This window comes from Domibacillus antri (assembly GCF_001936625.1).
Classification (GTDB): domain Bacteria; phylum Bacillota; class Bacilli; order Bacillales; family Domibacillaceae; genus Domibacillus; species Domibacillus antri.
Genome location: NZ_MSDU01000007.1, coordinates 47851 through 65387, shown reverse-complemented (window position 1 = coordinate 65387; position 17537 = coordinate 47851). Strand labels below are relative to the sequence as shown.

Below are 17537 nucleotides of genomic sequence, written 5' to 3'. Positions count from 1 at the left end.
CGCAGGCGCAGCCGAGGAAGCTCCCCAATTTCCGCGGAAAGCTAAATCCTGACGGCTTCCCCCTATCGGCTACGGATAAAAAGCGGGGTCTTCACAAAAGACGCCTGTTGATTTGCTGTCGTTAAAAAACGGCCGACTTTGTCTACAGTCTGAAGCCCGCTCTTTCAATGAGCGGGCTCTTCTTTATTTTTTCGCAGGAACAGCTTTTCCTTTAAAAAACTCATATTTTTCGAGTTCAACGCCAATTTGTCTGGCGATTTTTTTTAGTTCTTTTTCTTGAAACTCACTTGTAATGAGCGTAATCACGGTTCCATCTTCTCCCGCGCGTCCTGTTCGTCCGGAACGGTGAGTGTATTCACGGGCATTGTGCGGTGCTTCAAAATGTAAAACGTGTGTGAGCCCTTTCACATCGAGACCGCGCGCGGCAACATCTGTAGCGAACAAAATCGGCGCTTTTCCATTTCGGAATTCACGGATCGCTTTTACGCGCTCTTCTTTTCGCAGTTCACTGTGCAGCACACCATTCTTCCACCCTTTAAATGCAAGCTTTTCAGACATGACATTGACGTCTGTAATGTCTTTAATGAACGCAAGCATTCGTTCGGGATCAAAGGCGCGCATTACTTTTTCGATCATTTGCTGCTTTTCTTTCCATGTGCATGTGAAATAGAGGTGGCGGACTTCCCCTTCTTGCGGCAAGCTTCCTTTTGAAATTTTCACGGTTTCCGGATCATTCATGATTTCTTTTGCTTTTTCTTCAGCGGCTGCCGGTAATGTGGCGGAAAAGAGTGCAAGCTGACGGTCTTTCATGGCCGACTTAATAACAGACTGAACCGGTTCAGCGAGCGCTGTTCCAAAAAGCTCATCTCCTTCATCCAGCACAATCAGCTTTACTTCATGCATTTTTAATTTTTTCATTTGAATAAGTTCAAGCAGCCGTCCCGGTGTACCGCAGACAATGTGAGGCGGCTTTTTCAAGCGCTCTACCTGGCGTTTAATGTTCGCACCGCCGATCATACCGGCTGATGTGATAATGCCGCCGCCAAACGTGCGGATTTCTTCCTGAATTTGCATAATCAGCTCACGCGATGACGCCATGACAACCGCCTGCACCTGCTGGCGGTTCGGATCAATTTTATGGAGCATCGGCAATACATAAGCGAGCGTCTTCCCTGTCCCGGTTGGTGATTCAGCGATCACATCCCTGCCAGATAGCAAAAGCGGAATCGCTTCTTCCTGTACGGGCATTGGATGTTTAAAAGCCGATTTTTGCCATGCTTCCTGCAAAAACGGCTGTAATGATGTTAAAAATGATGATTGGTTCGACATAAAGACTCCTTCTCGTTTTTGTCCATTATCCATTGTTTTCATCCGGAGTGCAATGATGTTTAACAAGAACAAAATCAGGCTACAGTATAGAAAACGATTACTTTGAGGTGAAAAAATGGAAAACAAAGAGAAGCAGCCCTTAAGTAAAGGAAAAATGGACAACCCTGATCAAATGGAAACGGAGAACGAAAGTATTTACGATAAATTTAAAGAAGAGCAGACAGTTGACTCTATCCCTCTTGAAGATTTAAAAATCGAACAGCAGGACGAAAAAAATAAGCATCATACAAAAGATTCTTCATCGAGTGAAAAGAAATTTCCTGAATAACAGTTGAAGCGGCGCAGCTTATCTAAAAAAGAAGATATTGCGCCGCTTTTCATCTGATAACGTACTGCTTTTCAAAAAAACATATAGAATTTACATTTGCGATGGCATCGTTTCTTTTATTTCGACACATACATATTCCCTGATACCCAAAAGCGCCATGGGTAATCTTTAGCCTCCCCGCTGTTCGGAATACCGATTCGCGGACCGGTCGAGATATCTTCCGGTGTAAATCCAGGCGCGATATAAATCGGCGGTTCATCAAATCGGCGCCCGTAATCCTCCATCGTAATACCGAGTGCTTTCGTCAGCTTCCCCGGCCCGCTCGTTACATTTTTCATCGCCGTACCGCCGCGCCGCTTCAACATAAGGTCAATTCCCTCATAAGGCTCTACAGCGCGGATTAACACCGCTTCCGGCAAATCGATTTCACCGCTCACGACATTGACTAAACAATGCGTATGCATCACATATGTATACACGCGTCCGGCTTCGGCAAACATGACTTCCGTCCTTTTCGTACGCCGGTTATTAAAGCTGTGTGCAGCCCGGTCAAGCGGCCCGCGGTACGCTTCCGTTTCCACGATAAAGCCGGATGCGGTTCCTTCATCCGTTTCCTTTACAAGCAGGCAGCCGAGTAAAATTTTCGCCAACTCAAGCGTCGACTGATTAAAAAATACCGCTTCAACCGGTTTATAATGGATTAATCCTCTCGATAATTTTTTATCGTTCTGTTTCATATTGTTTGTTCCTCCTCCATTTTCTATTTCCTGATTCACCTACTTATAATCCGCTTCCTTTACTTATTTCATCATTTTCCCGTTACTTTCCTCTCTTTTCAGGGTACAGTAGTAATAAAGCTAAAATTCAGGAGGTTTTTTTATGGAATGGATTGGCTGGCTCAGCTTCGCCATTTTTATTGGCGCCCTCATTTATTTAGGTATTTCATCATTTTCCACTTTTAAATCCATGAAACCGAAAATGGATCAGTTAAAAGAAGCGCAGGTACGCATTCAAACACAAACGGAAAAAATTAAGTATGAGACAGATGAATTAAAGGTGCACCAAGAGCAGATTATGGCCGATGTCGACCATGCAAAGCAAACCGTTACCTTAACGGTGAATGAAGCGAAACAGCTTCCGGAAAATGCGAAATTTTTAGTGAACACTGCTGTTGATTCCAGAAAAGAGAACCAAACAGCAAACATTTGATGACAAAGCAAAAAATCCCTTTGATGAATTTTCCTCGAAAATGAAAGAATAACCTCCAGCCCTTTCTTTCGTCCGGTCAGTGAAATATAATAAGCATACATGACTTCAACAGAGAAAGGCTGGTATCACTTTGGAACAATCATCCAATTTTATCAGAACGATTATTAAACAGGATCTGGAGTCGGGTAAACGCGATCACGTCATCACCCGCTTCCCGCCTGAACCGAATGGCTATCTTCATATTGGACACGCAAAATCGATTGTCATCAATTTCGGTCTTGCAGACGATTTTGGCGGCAAAACCAATTTGCGTTTTGACGATACAAACCCGCTGAAAGAAGACCAGGAATATGTGGATTCGATTAAAGAAGACGTCGCCTGGCTTGGATACGAGTGGGACGAACTGCGTTACGCATCAGACTATTTTGACGAAATGTACAATCGCGCACTTCTGCTCATTCAAAAAGGACTTGCCTATGTAGATGAATTATCCGCAGATGAGATTCGTGAGTACCGCGGCACATTGACGGAGCCCGGTAAAGAAAGCCCATACCGCGGACGTTCTGTCGAAGAAAATCTCGATTTATTTGAACGAATGAAAAATGGTGAATTTGCAGATGGATCGAAAGTGCTCCGGGCGAAAATCGACATGGCGTCACCGAACTTAAATTTGCGCGATCCTGTGTTATATCGCGTTTCGCACGCCACGCACCATAACACAGGCGACACTTGGTGCATTTACCCGATGTATGATTTTGCGCATCCGCTTGAAGATGCGATCGAAGGCGTGACTCATTCCCTCTGCACAACAGAATTTGAAGATCACCGGCCACTGTATGACTGGGTTGTGCGTGAATGTGAAATGGATATGCAGCCGCAGCAAATCGAGTTTGGCCGTTTAAATATAACTAACACGGTCATGAGCAAGCGTAAATTAAAGCAGCTTGTCGATGAGAACCACGTCGATGGCTGGGATGATCCCCGCCTGCCGACCATTTCCGGCATGCGCCGCCGCGGTTTTACAGCAGAGGCCATTCGGGAATTTGTAAAAGAAACAGGTGTCTCAAAAGGCTCGGGTACCGTTGATTCAGCGATGCTTGACCATTTTGTGCGTGAAGATTTGAAAATGAAAGCCCCGCGGACAATGGGTGTGCTTCGCCCGTTGAAATTAGTCATTACGAATTATCCTGAAGGTCAGGTGGAGTGGCTGGATGCGGAAGTAAACCCGGAAAATCCGGACATGGGTATGCGAAAAATTCCGTTTTCCCGTGAAATTTACATTGAACAGGAAGATTTCATGGAAGAACCGCCGAAAAAATATTTTCGTCTCTTCCCTGGCAATGAAGTGCGATTGAAGCATGCGTATTTCGTTAAATGTGAAAACGTGATGAAAGACGCTGACGGCAATGTTGTGGAAATTCACTGCACATATGACCCGGAAACAAAAAGCGGTTCAGGCTTCACAGGCCGCAAAGTAAAAGGCACCATTCACTGGGTTGATGCGACAAACGCAATACCGGCAGTGTTCCGTTTATACGAACCGCTTATTTTAGATAATGAAGCCGATGAATCTGAAGACAAAACGTTCCTTGACTTCGTTAATGAAAATTCACTTGAAGTGATAAACGGATTTATTGAACCGAATCTGGAAAATATTGAGGTGCAGGAAAAACTGCAGTTTTTCCGCCACGGCTACTTCAATGTGGATCCGAAATATTCAGAAAAAGGCAAGCCGGTTTTCAACCGCATTGTTTCTTTGAAAAGTTCATTTAAACTATAAAATGGAACAGCTCCCTGTAATCGGGAGCTGTTTTTATGGTTTTATTAAATCGAAAGTAGAGGGGAAAGCCAGATTTTGAACGATTTAGGCCGATTTATTGATTGGAAAGCCGGATTTTGCCGCATGAAGGCCGAAATAACGGGAATTCGACCCAAACGACAAGAAAACCGGCCCAAAATCGGAAAATCCGGCCCAAACTGCAAGAAATCCAGTCATAGAAACGAAAAAAAGATGTCTCCATGTTCCTTTGAGACATCCTCCCTTTTCGGTTTATTCTTCTACATCTAAATCCGGAAGTCCCCAGACGGAGACGCTGCCTGCATTGACAGGAAATACAGCCCAGCCGTCTTCGCCAATTTCAATAATCTCTTTGCGCGTCTTTAAGAAGTCCACCCAGTTTTCGCCGGCGCGTTCTTCACCGACAAACATTTTCTTTTCTCCGCCTTCTTCACTATTATTAATCACAACCGCACAGCCGGAACGTTCGATTTCTTTCACACCGCGGCGCACCCAGCCAATGGTGTTCGGGTGGTCAATGTAATCATCCTGATCGCCATATGCTTTATGCAGGCGGCTGTATAATAAAGGATCGATGGCTTCTTTTTTTCCTTTAACCGGTTTCTCGCCTTCAATGCCGTAATAATCACCATAAAAGACGCATGGATAGCCATCTTTACGAAGCAGGATCAAGGCATACGCACTCTGTTTAAACCAGTCCGCCAAAAATGATTCAAGTGATTCGCCCGGCTGCGTATCATGGTTATCGACGAATGGGACGGCATTTTGCGGATAATTTTCAACAATGGACCCTTCAAAAATTTTCGTTAAATCGTACTTGGCGCCTTCATGCGATGCGCTGTACAAATTGTATTTGAGCGGAACATCAAACAAATGAATGCGGCCCTCTGTTTCTTCAATCATACTGGCACAGTCTTTAAGATCAGGTACCCAAAATTCACCGACAAAAAAGAAATCATCGCCTCGTTCCGACTGCACTTCTTTTGTAAATTCATCAATAAAAACATGGTCAATATGTTTAATGGCATCCAGCCGGTATCCATCACAATCAAGTGTCTCCGCCATCCATTTGCCCCAGCGGATCATTTCTTCGCGCACTTTCGGATGACTATAGTCAATATTGGAAAACATTAAGAAGTCATAATTGCCGAATTCATCATCCACATTTTCATTCCAGCTTTTGAGCTCCCCTTCAATCCGAAAAACGCCCGTTCTGTCTTTTTTCGCATCATAGTCAGTACCGTTAAAATGCTCAAATGTCCAGATGAAATCAGAATATTTTCCCTTCCGTCCAGGAAAGGTAAACTTTGTCCACCCTTCAATATCAAATGGCTTCTCCGAGAGCACATTTTTCCGGTTTTCACCATCCACTTCCACAACGGCAAATGTTTCTTTTTCATCCGCACCGGCTTTATGATTCATCACAACATCAATGTAGACAAATATACCGGCATCATGACATGCTTTAATCGCATTTTCAAGTTCTTCTTTCGTCCCGTACTTTGTTGGAATTGTCCCCTTTTGATCAAATTCACCAAGATCGTAAAGATCATACACACCATAGCCGTTATCCTCTCCTGTTATCCCTTTCGTTACAGGAGGAATCCATACAGCACCAATCCCTGCTTCTTTCAATTCTTTCGCCCGCTCTTCAAGGCGGTTCCAATGCTTATGATCCGGCGGCAGATGCCACTCAAAAAATTGCATCATTGTGCGATTCCGTTCCATTCCCATCTCTCCCGTCGTTTCCAGATGACATCTGTATAGCTATTTATACCCGATTTTCACAAAAAACGACCTGAATCACAAAAAAAATAATCGGATGCCCGAAATACGGACAGCCGACGGTTGCGTTTATGCTGTTTTAATGGCCATGGCAATTTCATCACAGCTCGGGAATTTTGGACAGTGAATGCAGTCTGTCCACACTTTTTGCGGCATTTCGGTTTTTTGAATCACTTCAAAACCGCATTTTTCAAAAAAGGCCACTTGATAGGTGAGCGAAATCAATTTGGGAATGCCGATTTTTTTCGTTTCTTCGACGACTCGTTCAACGAGTATTTTTCCAATGCCGCGTCCTTGCGCTTTCGCTGAAACGGCAAGGGAACGGATTTCAGCAAGATCATGACCGAGTATCGCAAGGCTTGCAATGCCGAGTATTTCTCCTTCTTCCTCCGCGACAAAAATCGCCTGTAAATTTAATACGAGCGACTCGCGCGTTCGTGGCAGCATCAGCCCTTCATTTGCATATTGATTCACGAGTTCAAATATCTGCTCCACGTCTTTCAGCACCGCTTTGCGTACTTCGATCATGATTTCTCACCCTTTCTCTTCTATGTTGTTCTTTCTATCTTACTCAATTTTTCGTTTATGTCAAGTTTTTTTATTCATTTTATTTGAATAAATATTCAAAAACCCTTCACGTATGTCAACATTCCGTTGTATAATAAAAACAAAATGATGAAACTAGGGGGATTTTCTTTGAGCACTTTTCCAAAAGGCTATAAATCATGCTCCTTAAACGCGGGCATTAAAGATGATACACTTGATTTTACAATTTTATTTTCAGAGGTTCGTGCATCTGCCGCGGCCATGTTCACCAAAAATCAGTTTTGCGGCGCACCGGTTGTCGTCGGGAAAGAACATATTGCAGACGGCTACTTGCAGGCGATTGCTGTCAACAGTAAGAATGCCAATGTCGCCACCGGTGAAAAAGGACTCGAAGACACCCGCAAAGTGACAGAGGCTGTCGCACAGGAACTTTCGATTGATCCTAAAGACGTCCTTCCTTCTTCAACCGGTGTCATCGGTGTACCCCTTCCGGTCGAGAAAATATTGACGGCGATTCCCGGATTGAAAAACAAGTTGACAGAAGATGGACTGGAGCAATCAGCGAAAGCAATTATGACAACTGATACATATCCAAAATTTCGCACGCGGAAAATGGGCAATGTGACGATTTCCGCTATGGCGAAAGGGTCGGGTATGATTGAACCAAATATGGCGACGATGCTCAGCTACATTTTAACTGACGCGGCTATTGAACCGGCTCAGCTGCAAAAAATGCTGAAAAAAGCCGTCGATGTATCATTTAACAGCGTATCGGTCGATGGAGATACAAGTACGAGTGACACGGTTGTACTGATGGCGAATGGGCTTGCAGGTGAAGTGAATGTAACGGAATTTGAAACGGTATTAACCGATCTTTGTATTGAGCTTGCAAAAGAGATTGCCCGCGACGGTGAAGGCGCAACAAAATTGGTCGAAGTACAGGTAACCGGTGCGGATGATCATACTGTAGCGAAAAAAATCGGGAAATCCATTATTAACTCGCCTCTTGTCAAAACGGCCATTTTTGGCGAGGACCCAAACTGGGGACGGATTATGTCAACGATCGGCAATTCAGAAGATAAAGTCAATACGGCATCTGTGTCGGTTTCATTTGCGGATGTGTACGTCTTTAAAAACGGCGCACCGGCAGAGGATAAACGGGCTGAACTGGCAGAATACTTGAAAACGGATGAGGTGTTAATCAAAATTTCTCTCGGCGATGGACCGGGAGCGGCAACTGTATGGGGCTGCGATTTGTCATATGATTATGTGAAAATTAATGGAGAATATACAACTTGATCTTGATCCCGCCGTCACCCACGGCGGGATTTTTCTTCGATAGCCTTGCTGTGTTGCTTTTTAACGGCTTACTTGCTAAGATAAACCTAACGAACGGTAGGTAGGTGTTTAAAGTGAGTGCTGATACAATTAAACAAGCCGCGGCGGTTCTGTTTGCCGATCATGGTTACGCAGGAACATCGCTTTCGCAGATCAGCGGGAAAGCCGGAATGAAGAAACCATCTATATACGCCCATTTTAAAAGTAAAGACGATTTGTTTATGTCACTTCTTGATGATGCCTTTTCATCTGAAACTGCACGTGTAAAGACCATGTCAAGTTTACAGCAGCTGCTTGAAGATTATGTGAAACGGCAATCCAGCGATGCGCTCTTCCGTTTTTTAATCAAAAGTTCTTTCTTTCCGCCGGAGCACTTGAAAGCGGACATGTTAAATAGATATTACTCCTTTTTAGATACGCTTGAAGAAAAAACAGGTAAACTGCTGGAAATCGACGCAGCATTGGGAATAATCCGCAGCATTGACATCGCCGATACAGCATCCATGTATACCATTATTGTCGACAGTATTTTCGTTGAGCTATGTTATGGCAGCCGCGAACGAACAGAGAAACGGCTGAATGTGGCATGGGGATTTTTTTGGAACAGCATAAAGAAAGGACAGGATCAAGTTGAATCATAAATGGCTTCTTGTATTATTTGCCGGATTTTTTGAAGTCGGCTGGGTGGCCGGATTGAAACACTCAAGCAGTTTCATTGAATGGATGTTAACTTTTATTGCGATTACAGTCAGTTTCGGGCTCCTGATCTATTGCTCCAAACAGCTGCCAGCCACAACGGTATACGCTTCTTTTGTCGGTCTCGGCACAGCCGGTACAGTTATTCTTGAAATGACACTGCTTGATGAGCCGTTCAGTTGGGTGAAGATACTATTAATTATTATATTGCTGGCAGGAATTATAGGCTTGAAAGTCGTGACAGCTGAAAAGGATGCGGTCACATCATGATGTGGGCATTATTAATTATAGCCGGATTGTTCGAAGTTGTTGGGGTAACGGGCATGTCGATGGTCAACACACGGAAACATGTGCTGTCGTGGATCGTTCTTGTCGGAGGTTTCAGCCTTAGCTTTCTCTGCTTGTCCATCGCAATGACAGCTATTCCGATGGGGACTTCTTATGGAGTGTGGACCGGAATCGGTACAGTCGGCAGCGCTGTTGTCGGCATGATGATATACGGTGAACCGCGCGATGCAAAACGGCTCCTCTTTATTGCGATGATTATTGTTTCAGTCGTTGGATTAAAAATGGTATCGTAACGCATATACGAAAAAAACTGCCGTCATCAGGCAGTTTTTTGTATGTCATGAAAATTTATAATTCAGCCAGCCGCAAAACAGAACATAATCCTGTTTGACGCGCTCTTTATAGGCATTTGATAAGAAGACAAGCTGTGCGGCAAATGCATCATAGTCGTCGCCGATTGCATTTAAAATTTCTTCTTCGCTATGGTATGAAAGCAATGAATGCTCAATATCCGCATCGGCCCGCGCATGAATTTTCGCGGCAATACCGCCAAATACATCAAGCACCTTATCGAACTCTTTTGCATTTTCTATATCTTCCGGCTTCAACCGTTTTTTATAAGGTGAACGTTCACGTACATAGAAATGCCGGTTATCGATTGTCACGTAACCGAGGAAAGGGTCATCATGGTGATGCATCGCTTTTTGCGTCGTGACCACCCGTTCTCCTTGATGGCTGTATTTAGTCCAGAACTCATCATTGTACGGCACAAAATAGGCCGGGACAGGCGCACGCACTTCTTTCATTTCCAAAATAATATCGTCGAGCTGCTCTTCGCAGTCCTTCTTTCCTTCTATCAATATATAATAACGATCCAGCCCGATGGATGCCGTGCCGGAACCATGCTTACGGACAATGTGCTTCATCTCATAAAATTCGCTCTTTTTCCGATCCGCATCGTCAAGGCTGTTAAGATATTCCTGCCAGACTGATTCGATTTTTTCACGCTCTTTCTGCGTGACCTGTACAAGATCATCGGACAGCTCAAATACACGGGTTCCATCTTCTTGAACCGTCCATTTTTCCAGAAGCCGGGCGGAATCACGTTTTTCAAGTTTTTTGAGCACTTTCCGGATCGGTCCTTTCGTATTATCGGCCGTATAAAAAAGCGTGACGGGATCTTCTTTTCCTTTCGCAAACTTTTTCAGCTGCTTGTAATAAGAGTCAAGAAATACGTGCATTCGTTCTTCCGCATTTTCAAAGCCGTACTGTTCACAATAGAGCGCAATACTCACCGTCATACGCAGCAAATCGTACACATAGGACCCCATGTAGCCTTCATCAAAATCATTGGCATCATATACAAGGTCACCTTCACTGTTTTGAAAGGCACCGAAATTTTCAACATGCATATCTCCTTGAATCCATGTCGGCTTTTCATCCGGTGTATGAAAAGAAAATGGAATTTTCGCCACATCATAATAAAATAAGTACGCACTGCCGCGGAAAAAACGGAATGGGTTTTCCGCCATTTGCCGGTATTTTTGCTTTCGCTTTTCATGATTTAATCCAGTAATGCGTGCGTCAAACTCATGGAGCACCGTTTCAAGCAAGTTCGATCGGAGTGCCCGGCGTGTTTTCTGCACTTCTTCCATCCAGTTTTCAATCATCGAAAGTCCCCTCCCTGTCCTCACTATTTTACCATAAGAAAAAAAGCGCGGCTTTAAAAAGCGGCGCTCAAATAACTGATGGATCCAAGTTCGTATCCTTTAAATAAAATGTCCGGTGTTTCGCGGTTTCCAGCTCCCATAGCGATAAAAAGAGGGATAAAGTGTTCCGGACGCGGGACCGCCCGCTGTGCATGCGGTGCTTCTTCCATCGTCCGAAATAATGTATCATAATCGCCTTTAAGCATGTTTTCTTCAAGCCAGCTGTCAAACTGAACGGCCCATTCTTCCACCTCAGTGGCGCCCCAGTTAATCTGACGCAAATTATGAACTGTGACGCCGCTGCCGATGACAAGAATATGATCCTCGCCGAGTGAACGGATCGCTTCTCCAATTTTAAATTGCTGCTCCAGCGGTAAGAACGGCTGAACAGACACTTGCACTACCGGAATATCTGCATCGGGATAAAGGTGTTTTAACAGCGTCCATGATCCGTGATCCAGCCCGCGGCGATGATCAAATTGACTGTCGATGTTAGCAGATTTCAATAATTCTGACAGACGCTTCGCCAGATCCGGCGACCCTTTGGCCGGATACTTCATTTGATACAATTCTTCCGGAAACCCGCCGAAATCATAAATCGTTTCGTACTCACCTTCCACCGATGAAATCGTCAGCACAGGTGTTTCCCAATGTGCTGTAAAAATCACAATCGCTTCCGGTTTTTCTGCCTTGCCGATTTCACTTAATACGTTTGTGTAAGCATTTTCCTGAAGCGCAATCATTGGTGATCCGTGCGCTAAAAATAAAGACGGCATCATCTTTATCACCCTCCTTTGTTTTCTTATACGAATATTTATTTCTTAAAAGATAACAGTCCGGCTCTTGATTTGTCAATCATAATATCTCTATAATAAAACTAAGTTTCCTATAAAGAAACAAGGGGGTGTTTTCATGGATATTGGCGAGAAAATAAGGACAATCCGCCAGCAAAAAAAAATGACGATTGCGTCGATGTGTGACGCAGCCGGTTTATCAAAAGGATTTGTAAGCAATATTGAAAACGGCCATACGTCTCCTTCCATTGCCACGCTGCAGCAGATTGCCAATGCGCTTGATGTGCCGATGGCGTATTTTTTTCTCGAAAAAAAAGACCGTATGCGCGTCATTAGGGAATCGGAACGCACCAAAACGGTCAGCGGAAAAATGGACGGAGCCATTGAACATATTAATTTTACAGGCCATTTGCGCATGATACAGTCGGAACTGCCGCCGGGCGGCTCAACCGGGGACGGCCATTTTCATGCAGGTGAAGAAATTCATCTCGTCTTAAAAGGAAAAGTCCTCGCCCGTCAAGGAGACGATGAAGCGATTCTGGAAGCGGGCGATTCCTTCAGCTGGAACGCGGCGATTCCCCATTATGTTGAAAACATTGGTGACGATACAGCCGTTATTTTGATGGCCATTACGAAATCGGAAACCAAATTTTAACGGGATAAATGACGATTGCTCATGCTCACAGACTAAAAGATCCCGCCCTCATATAGACAGCGGGATCTGGCAAAGGTTATTTTTGTGAACGCATAAAACGTTCTTTGATACGCTTCATGCGGGCGTGATAATTTAATATATCAAGACGCGCTTTTTCGGCTTCCGGTGCAATTGGCCGTAAATTTTCAATATCCCAGTACTTGATGATAACATCCAGTACTTGATCAAAATATTCAAGCGGGCCGTAGTTTGCTTCTTTGGCGATAATCGCCATCCGGTCTTCAAAATCCGGCATAACCGCGCCCGGCATCTGGAAGTTTTTGATGACGTGTCCTAAGTGATAACAGTAGTTCGGCTCAAGCTGCAGATGGAACTTAATAACATCACGGTAAAACGCGTAATGAAGCGTTTCATCTTTGGCCAGCCGGCGCAAAATTTTACCCAGGTCAGGATCATGCTTGTTCGCTTCTTTTGCGACATTGTTATAGAAAACCATCGTGGCAAGTTCCTGCATGGATGTATACACCATCGTTTCAAACGGTGTATGGAAATCCGGGCTCCAGCCGTTTTCAACCGTCATCTTGTGAAGTTCGTGAAGACGGCTCGGGTTTACACTGCGCGTAATAAGTAAATACGTTTCGAGCAAATTCGAGTGCTGGTCCTCTTCCGCTGTCCACGTATGAACGAAGTCTTGAATCACCGTCAGTGACCCTTTAAATGTCTGGGCCAGGTGCGATGTAAACCAAGGCAGGTTCACTTCCGTCAAGAGAGCGGTTTCAATGGCTGTAACTACACTGGATGGCAGCGTTACCTGGCTTGGGTCCCATGGTACGCGGCGGAAATCCTGTGCTTTATCCCACGGTAAGAATTCATGGTAACCCCAGTCAATTTTTGCCGAACGCTGTTTATGTTCTTCGTATAACTCAAGCAGTCTTGGTTCAAGACGAAAATCCAAATCATTTGTTAACAATATATATTTTCCTCCTTCATTTTTATCTCACTTTCTTCTATTTTACATGAAAAATGAAAAAACTACCCGAAAAGTCCGTTTTTTCGGGCAGTTTGTTACTTATTCCCCTGCAAGCATTAACTGCTCAAGTTTAAGCGGTTCAATGTACTCGCCATCTTTGTACGCGCGCATGTTGCCACCGGAAATTTCATCGATCAAAATGATATTGCCTGTCGCCTGTTCACGGCCAAATTCAAATTTAATATCGTATAAATCCAGCCCTTTTTTCGCCAGTTCTTCTTTCACAACCGCACCGATTTTTTGCGTCTGCTCTTTTAATACAGCATACTCCTCTTTCGTCAAAATACCGAGCATATCGAGCGCATCACTTGTAATTGGCGGATCTTCGCGATCGTCATCTTTAATCGTGACTTCAACGAATGCATCGAGCGGCTGACCTTCTTCCGCGTAAGCACCGTAACGGCGCAGGAAGCTGCCGACAGCACGGTAACGGCAAATCACTTCAAGCCCTTTACCGAACACGTTGGCAGGTTTCACTGTCATCGTTGCTTCGTCAATATTTGCATCCACATAATGCGTGTCAATGCCTTGTTCTTGAAGCTTTTCAAAAAAGAATTTTGTTAAACGAAGACCGGCCTGACCGGCTCCTTCAATGGTAAGGCCGACTGTGTTCGCACCCGGATCAAATACGCCGTTTTCCCCCGTTACATCATCTTTAAATTTAAGAAGGAAATTGCCATCCTCCAATTTAAATACATCTTTCGTTTTACCTGTATAAATCTGTTCCATTTTGCCATCCCTCTCACCAGAAAATTTCGGACAATTTTAATTATACAAAACAAATCATTCGGAAAAAAGAGTTTATTCAGGCATATTCACGAATAATTCTTCCACATTCGGATCTTTTTCAATTAATCCGGTTTCTTTCATCCATTCCGCTGTCTCCACCCATGGCTGCTCTTCCTGGTAGCCGAACCCTTGATCAGATGCCATCAGCGGCAGTAAAATCGACATGCTTTCTTTCTCCACTTTTTCTTCAAGAGGGAAGTTGGCTTCGTCTTGATTCGCCATTAAAATATCCAATGCTTCATCCGGGTTTGCTTCCATGTCGTTAAACCCTTTTTCCGCCGCACGCCAGAACGCTTCGATCAATTCCGGTTCTTCCTCCAGCGTCTTGTCGCTTGTGACAGCGACCAGCTCATAAAACGACGGCACACCGTAATCCGTTAAATCAAAATTGGATGTTTTGTAGCCTTCAAATTCAAGCATCGGCACTTCATGGTTAATGTACGCGCCAACCACTGCGTCCGCTTTTTTGCTGACAAGTGTGGAATTCAATTCAAAACCGATATCGATCAATTCCACTTTCGATGGATCACCGCCATCCTCTTCCACCATCGTCTTCACGATCGACTCATTTAATGGAATACCTGTGTAGCCGACTGTCTTTCCTTCAAGATCTTTCGGTGATTTGATATTGCTTTCCTCCAGAGATACAACACGATTCAAAGGCTCACGCACAATCGCGCCGACCGATTTTACACCGACGCCCTGCTCTGTCCGTGCGACAATGACGTCCGGTTGGTATGTAATGCCGAGTGTCACCTGTCCGGATGCCGCTAAATTAATCGGATCGGTCGGGTTCGCCGGAAATTGAATATCAAGATCAATGCCTTCTTCTTCAAAATAGCCTTTTTCTTCCGCCACATATAAAAAGCTGTGTACCGCATTCGGATACCAGTCGAGCATAATGCTGACGTCTTTCAGCTCTCGTTCCCCTTCACTGGCTGTGTCCGTTTCTTCTTCTGCTCCAGATCCGCAGGCCGCTAACATCATAGCAGCCATAATACCTGCTGCCGGCTTCATCCATTTTTTCATTCTGTTTTCCTCCATTTTAATGATTTATGTTCAAGCACTTTTACAATAACAAATAACACAATTCCTACTGCGGACAAAAGGACAATCGGCGCAAATACGGCCGCTCCGTCAAACTGCGTCATCATGCGCCGGCTGAAATAACCGAGACCAGCCTGGGAGCCGAGCCATTCACCGATCGCCGCCCCAATGACACTGAGCGTGACCGCTACCTTCAATCCTGAATAAAAATACGGCTTCGCAGATGGGACCTGCAGTTTAAAGAAAATGTCTTTTTTCCCTGCGCCCATTGTGAGGAGCAGTTCTCTTAATTCTTTGCTGCTTGATTTCAGCCCGTCGAACGTGCTGACCGTAATCGGAAAAAACGTAATCAGCACCGTGACAACCACCTTGCTCCAGATTGAATAACCGAACCACATAATAAAAATCGGCGCGAGCGCAATCGTCGGAATCATTTGCGATGAAATGATAATCGGGTAAAAGGCCCTCTCGGCGGTTTTGCTCATGTTCATCCAGACAGCAAGGCCCACACCAAGTACGATCGAAATAAAAAGGCCGATTAATATAATGGACAGCGTCGACGGCAAGTGTTCAAATACAAGCACTTCACGAAGTTCCCATACCTTCCATGCCACACCTGAAGGCGTCGGCAAAATAAAGAGTAAATCAATCGAACGCGCGGTAAATTCCCAAATGAGCAGAAGGACGACGACAAGACCGGCAGCCGGGAGATAGTTTTTCATAGCGGCACCCCGCTTCGAAGCTGTTCGATCAGTTCATCTTTCCAGCGAAGGACTGCGGGATCATTCAGGTTACGAAGCGAGCGCGGCCGGCCCAGCGGGACAACGACTTCCTGTAAAGTGTGTACAGGTGTATCTTGGAACACAAAAATGCGGTCCGATAAAAAAAGTGCCTCGTTCACGTCATGCGTAATGAATAAAATCGTTTTTTCACGCTTTTCCCATTGGTCAAGAAGCCATTCCTGCATCGACAGCCGTGTAATTGCATCAAGTGCGCTGAATGGTTCATCCAAAAGCAGCACATTGGAGCCGGTTAAAACAGATCGTAAAAACGACACGCGCTGCTTCATGCCGCCGGATAATTCAGCGGGATATTTGTTTTCAACACCGCTCAGCCCAAATTCGTCCAAAAGCGGCAATATACGATTTTTCGCTTCTTTTTTACTGACACCGCCGAGTTCCAGCGGCAAGGTGGCATTGTCCATCACGGTCCGCCATGGCATAAGCAAATCCTGCTGCGGCATGTACCCGACTTTACCGTGGCGGTTTTCGTGGGTTTCACCGTTGATCAAGATCGAGCCCCCGCTTTGAATTTCAAGCCCGGTGATGAGACGGAACATCGTACTTTTTCCTGAGCCGCTTGCCCCGACAATCGTGATGAATTCGCGGTCGTAAATGGTCATGTTAAGACGGTCGAGCACCGGCTTTTTACCGCCGTATGAAAACGACACATCCCGGAATTCGAGTGCCGGTTTACGCATGGCCGGGCCACATTTCTCCGTTATAGGCCATGTCCCAGAACATGTATTCAAAACGGGTGGTGTTTAAGAAGATTTCTTCTAATTTATCGAGCTCAGCTTTTGATTTCCCAGCCGTATGCTGATCGAGAAGATCGATGCACCATTGCGCCATTTGGCCAAACTCTTCCGACGCGTACATATTGATCCATTCGCCGTAAAGCTCATGGTCAGCTGCACCCGGGATGGCGTGCAGTTCTTTGCCGATTTCCCAGTAGCTCCACGCACATGGCAGGACAGCCGCGATCACGTCTGCAAGCGTGCCATTTTGCGCCGCATGAAGCATGTAATGTGTATAGGCAATGGTGATTGGCGATGGTTTCGCTGCTTCCAATTCCTCCTCTGAAATGCCAAAACGGGCCGCATACTGCCGGTGAAGCGCCATTTCTTCATTCAATGTTCCGTCTAACAGCGCGGCGAATTTCCCCATTGTCTCAAGATCATCCGCTTTCACTGCCCCGAGTGCGAACACTTTTGCATATTGAATTAAATATAAATAATCCTGCACCATGTAAAAACGGAATTTTTCCGGTTCCAGGCTTCCGTCCGCCATCCCTTTCACAAAAGGATGGTTGTGATTTTGCCGCCATACAGGTTTTAATTTTTCATGAAGACGTTGACTAAATTTCATTGTCCTTTCCTTTCTGAAACGTAGAAAAGCCGTCTCTTCACAAGGAAGA

General features: G+C 44.9%; 20 protein-coding genes. 8 read left to right on the top strand and 12 right to left on the bottom strand.

Annotated features, from left to right (window positions below; genetic code table 11):
• Positions 1 to 183: 183 nt before the first annotated feature.
• The gene (locus BTO30_RS03975) at positions 184 to 1329 is read right to left on the bottom strand and encodes a DEAD/DEAH box helicase (RefSeq protein ID WP_075397425.1); all 1146 of its coding nucleotides are present in this window, start codon (positions 1327 to 1329) and stop codon (positions 184 to 186) included.
• 115 nt (positions 1330 to 1444) lie between these two features.
• Between BTO30_RS03975 and BTO30_RS03970 the strand changes: the two genes are divergently transcribed.
• The gene (locus BTO30_RS03970; RefSeq protein WP_075397424.1) at positions 1445 to 1657 is read left to right on the top strand and encodes a hypothetical protein; all 213 of its coding nucleotides are present in this window, start codon (positions 1445 to 1447) and stop codon (positions 1655 to 1657) included.
• A 116-nt stretch (positions 1658 to 1773) separates the two neighbouring features.
• Here BTO30_RS03970 and BTO30_RS03965 read toward each other — a convergent pair whose 3' ends face one another.
• Entirely contained in the window at positions 1774 to 2394 is a 621-nt protein-coding gene (locus BTO30_RS03965) for a DNA-3-methyladenine glycosylase (protein WP_075397423.1), read from the bottom strand.
• Positions 2395 to 2536: 142 nt separating this feature from the next.
• Between BTO30_RS03965 and BTO30_RS03960 the strand changes: the two genes are divergently transcribed.
• Together BTO30_RS03960 and BTO30_RS03955 are read left to right on the top strand one after the other, a co-directional pair.
• Positions 2537 to 2866, top strand: a complete 330-nt coding sequence (locus tag BTO30_RS03960; protein WP_075397422.1) for a DUF948 domain-containing protein — start codon at positions 2537 to 2539, stop codon at positions 2864 to 2866.
• 130 nt (positions 2867 to 2996) lie between these two features.
• On the top strand, positions 2997 to 4646 hold the full coding sequence (locus tag BTO30_RS03955; protein WP_075397421.1) for a glutamine--tRNA ligase/YqeY domain fusion protein: 1650 nt from the start codon (positions 2997 to 2999) through the stop codon (positions 4644 to 4646).
• 270 nt (positions 4647 to 4916) lie between these two features.
• Here BTO30_RS03955 and BTO30_RS03950 read toward each other — a convergent pair whose 3' ends face one another.
• Both BTO30_RS03950 and BTO30_RS03945 read right to left on the bottom strand, forming a co-directional pair.
• Positions 4917 to 6392 carry an alpha-amylase gene (locus tag BTO30_RS03950; protein ID WP_075397420.1) on the bottom strand — a complete coding sequence of 492 codons (1476 nt, stop codon included), beginning with the start codon at positions 6390 to 6392 and terminating at the stop codon, positions 4917 to 4919.
• 126 nt (positions 6393 to 6518) lie between these two features.
• Positions 6519 to 6977 carry an N-acetyltransferase gene (locus tag BTO30_RS03945; protein ID WP_075397419.1) on the bottom strand — a complete coding sequence of 153 codons (459 nt, stop codon included), beginning with the start codon at positions 6975 to 6977 and terminating at the stop codon, positions 6519 to 6521.
• A gap of 168 nt (positions 6978 to 7145) precedes the next feature.
• Between BTO30_RS03945 and argJ the strand changes: the two genes are divergently transcribed.
• The 4 genes from argJ (at position 7146) to BTO30_RS03925 (ending at position 9610) form a co-directional block, all read left to right on the top strand.
• Positions 7146 to 8294, top strand: a complete 1149-nt coding sequence (gene argJ, locus BTO30_RS03940) for a bifunctional glutamate N-acetyltransferase/amino-acid acetyltransferase ArgJ (protein WP_245796322.1) — start codon at positions 7146 to 7148, stop codon at positions 8292 to 8294.
• Positions 8295 to 8407: 113 nt separating this feature from the next.
• The gene (locus BTO30_RS03935; protein ID WP_075397417.1) at positions 8408 to 8974 is read left to right on the top strand and encodes a TetR/AcrR family transcriptional regulator; all 567 of its coding nucleotides are present in this window, start codon (positions 8408 to 8410) and stop codon (positions 8972 to 8974) included.
• Positions 8964 to 9299 (top strand): DMT family transporter, encoded by a 336-nt coding sequence (locus BTO30_RS03930; protein ID WP_075397416.1) that lies wholly within the window; start codon positions 8964 to 8966, stop codon positions 9297 to 9299. Before BTO30_RS03935 ends, BTO30_RS03930 begins: the two co-directional genes overlap by 11 nt.
• Positions 9296 to 9610 carry a DMT family transporter gene (locus BTO30_RS03925; RefSeq protein WP_075397415.1) on the top strand — a complete coding sequence of 105 codons (315 nt, stop codon included), beginning with the start codon at positions 9296 to 9298 and terminating at the stop codon, positions 9608 to 9610. Before BTO30_RS03930 ends, BTO30_RS03925 begins: the two co-directional genes overlap by 4 nt.
• 45 nt (positions 9611 to 9655) lie before the next feature.
• Here the strand turns inward: BTO30_RS03925 and BTO30_RS03920 are convergent, their stop codons facing one another.
• Both BTO30_RS03920 and BTO30_RS03915 read right to left on the bottom strand, forming a co-directional pair.
• A complete protein-coding gene (locus tag BTO30_RS03920) occupies positions 9656 to 10987 on the bottom strand; it encodes a DUF2252 domain-containing protein (RefSeq protein WP_075397414.1) in 1332 nt (443 codons plus the stop codon).
• A gap of 53 nt (positions 10988 to 11040) precedes the next feature.
• Positions 11041 to 11805, bottom strand: coding sequence for a DODA-type extradiol aromatic ring-opening family dioxygenase (locus tag BTO30_RS03915; protein WP_075397413.1), 765 nt, complete (start codon positions 11803 to 11805; stop codon positions 11041 to 11043).
• Between the two features lie 133 nt (positions 11806 to 11938).
• Between BTO30_RS03915 and BTO30_RS03910 the strand changes: the two genes are divergently transcribed.
• Complete coding sequence (locus tag BTO30_RS03910) at positions 11939 to 12475, top strand: cupin domain-containing protein (protein WP_075397412.1); 537 nt, start codon at positions 11939 to 11941, stop codon at positions 12473 to 12475.
• 76 nt (positions 12476 to 12551) lie between these two features.
• Here the strand turns inward: BTO30_RS03910 and BTO30_RS03905 are convergent, their stop codons facing one another.
• The 6 genes from BTO30_RS03905 to tenA all read right to left on the bottom strand — a co-directional run bounded on the left by BTO30_RS03905 (position 12552) and on the right by tenA (position 17488).
• The gene (locus tag BTO30_RS03905) at positions 12552 to 13445 is read right to left on the bottom strand and encodes an acyl-ACP desaturase (RefSeq protein ID WP_075397411.1); all 894 of its coding nucleotides are present in this window, start codon (positions 13443 to 13445) and stop codon (positions 12552 to 12554) included.
• A gap of 99 nt (positions 13446 to 13544) precedes the next feature.
• On the bottom strand, positions 13545 to 14234 hold the full coding sequence (locus BTO30_RS03900; RefSeq protein WP_075397410.1) for a phosphoribosylaminoimidazolesuccinocarboxamide synthase: 690 nt from the start codon (positions 14232 to 14234) through the stop codon (positions 13545 to 13547).
• Positions 14235 to 14306: 72 nt separating this feature from the next.
• The gene (locus BTO30_RS03895; protein ID WP_075397409.1) at positions 14307 to 15323 is read right to left on the bottom strand and encodes an ABC transporter substrate-binding protein; all 1017 of its coding nucleotides are present in this window, start codon (positions 15321 to 15323) and stop codon (positions 14307 to 14309) included.
• Positions 15320 to 16063: an ABC transporter permease gene (locus tag BTO30_RS03890; protein ID WP_075397408.1), complete on the bottom strand. Its 744-nt coding sequence runs from the start codon at positions 16061 to 16063 to the stop codon at positions 15320 to 15322. Before BTO30_RS03890 ends, BTO30_RS03895 begins: the two co-directional genes overlap by 4 nt.
• Entirely contained in the window at positions 16060 to 16821 is a 762-nt protein-coding gene (locus tag BTO30_RS03885; RefSeq protein WP_075397407.1) for an ABC transporter ATP-binding protein, read from the bottom strand. Before BTO30_RS03885 ends, BTO30_RS03890 begins: the two co-directional genes overlap by 4 nt.
• Positions 16814 to 17488: a thiaminase II gene (gene tenA, locus BTO30_RS03880; protein ID WP_075397406.1), complete on the bottom strand. Its 675-nt coding sequence runs from the start codon at positions 17486 to 17488 to the stop codon at positions 16814 to 16816. Before tenA ends, BTO30_RS03885 begins: the two co-directional genes overlap by 8 nt.
• Positions 17489 to 17537 lie beyond the last annotated feature (49 nt).

Coding starts and splice junctions, on each gene's coding strand:
- tenA (WP_075397406.1), bottom strand. CDS start 17,488: ATGAAATTTAGTCAACGTCTTCATGAAAAATTAAAACCTGTATGGCGG.
- BTO30_RS03970 (WP_075397424.1), top strand. CDS start 1,445: ATGGAAAACAAAGAGAAGCAGCCCTTAAGTAAAGGAAAAATGGACAAC.
- BTO30_RS03915 (WP_075397413.1), bottom strand. CDS start 11,805: ATGATGCCGTCTTTATTTTTAGCGCACGGATCACCAATGATTGCGCTT.
- BTO30_RS03890 (WP_075397408.1), bottom strand. CDS start 16,063: ATGAAAAACTATCTCCCGGCTGCCGGTCTTGTCGTCGTCCTTCTGCTC.
- BTO30_RS03945 (WP_075397419.1), bottom strand. CDS start 6,977: ATGATCGAAGTACGCAAAGCGGTGCTGAAAGACGTGGAGCAGATATTT.
- BTO30_RS03895 (WP_075397409.1), bottom strand. CDS start 15,323: ATGAAAAAATGGATGAAGCCGGCAGCAGGTATTATGGCTGCTATGATG.
- BTO30_RS03925 (WP_075397415.1), top strand. CDS start 9,296: ATGATGTGGGCATTATTAATTATAGCCGGATTGTTCGAAGTTGTTGGG.
- BTO30_RS03910 (WP_075397412.1), top strand. CDS start 11,939: ATGGATATTGGCGAGAAAATAAGGACAATCCGCCAGCAAAAAAAAATG.
- BTO30_RS03900 (WP_075397410.1), bottom strand. CDS start 14,234: ATGGAACAGATTTATACAGGTAAAACGAAAGATGTATTTAAATTGGAG.
- BTO30_RS03975 (WP_075397425.1), bottom strand. CDS start 1,329: ATGTCGAACCAATCATCATTTTTAACATCATTACAGCCGTTTTTGCAG.
- BTO30_RS03950 (WP_075397420.1), bottom strand. CDS start 6,392: ATGGAACGGAATCGCACAATGATGCAATTTTTTGAGTGGCATCTGCCG.
- BTO30_RS03920 (WP_075397414.1), bottom strand. CDS start 10,987: ATGATTGAAAACTGGATGGAAGAAGTGCAGAAAACACGCCGGGCACTC.
- BTO30_RS03965 (WP_075397423.1), bottom strand. CDS start 2,394: ATGAAACAGAACGATAAAAAATTATCGAGAGGATTAATCCATTATAAA.
- BTO30_RS03960 (WP_075397422.1), top strand. CDS start 2,537: ATGGAATGGATTGGCTGGCTCAGCTTCGCCATTTTTATTGGCGCCCTC.
- BTO30_RS03885 (WP_075397407.1), bottom strand. CDS start 16,821: ATGCGTAAACCGGCACTCGAATTCCGGGATGTGTCGTTTTCATACGGC.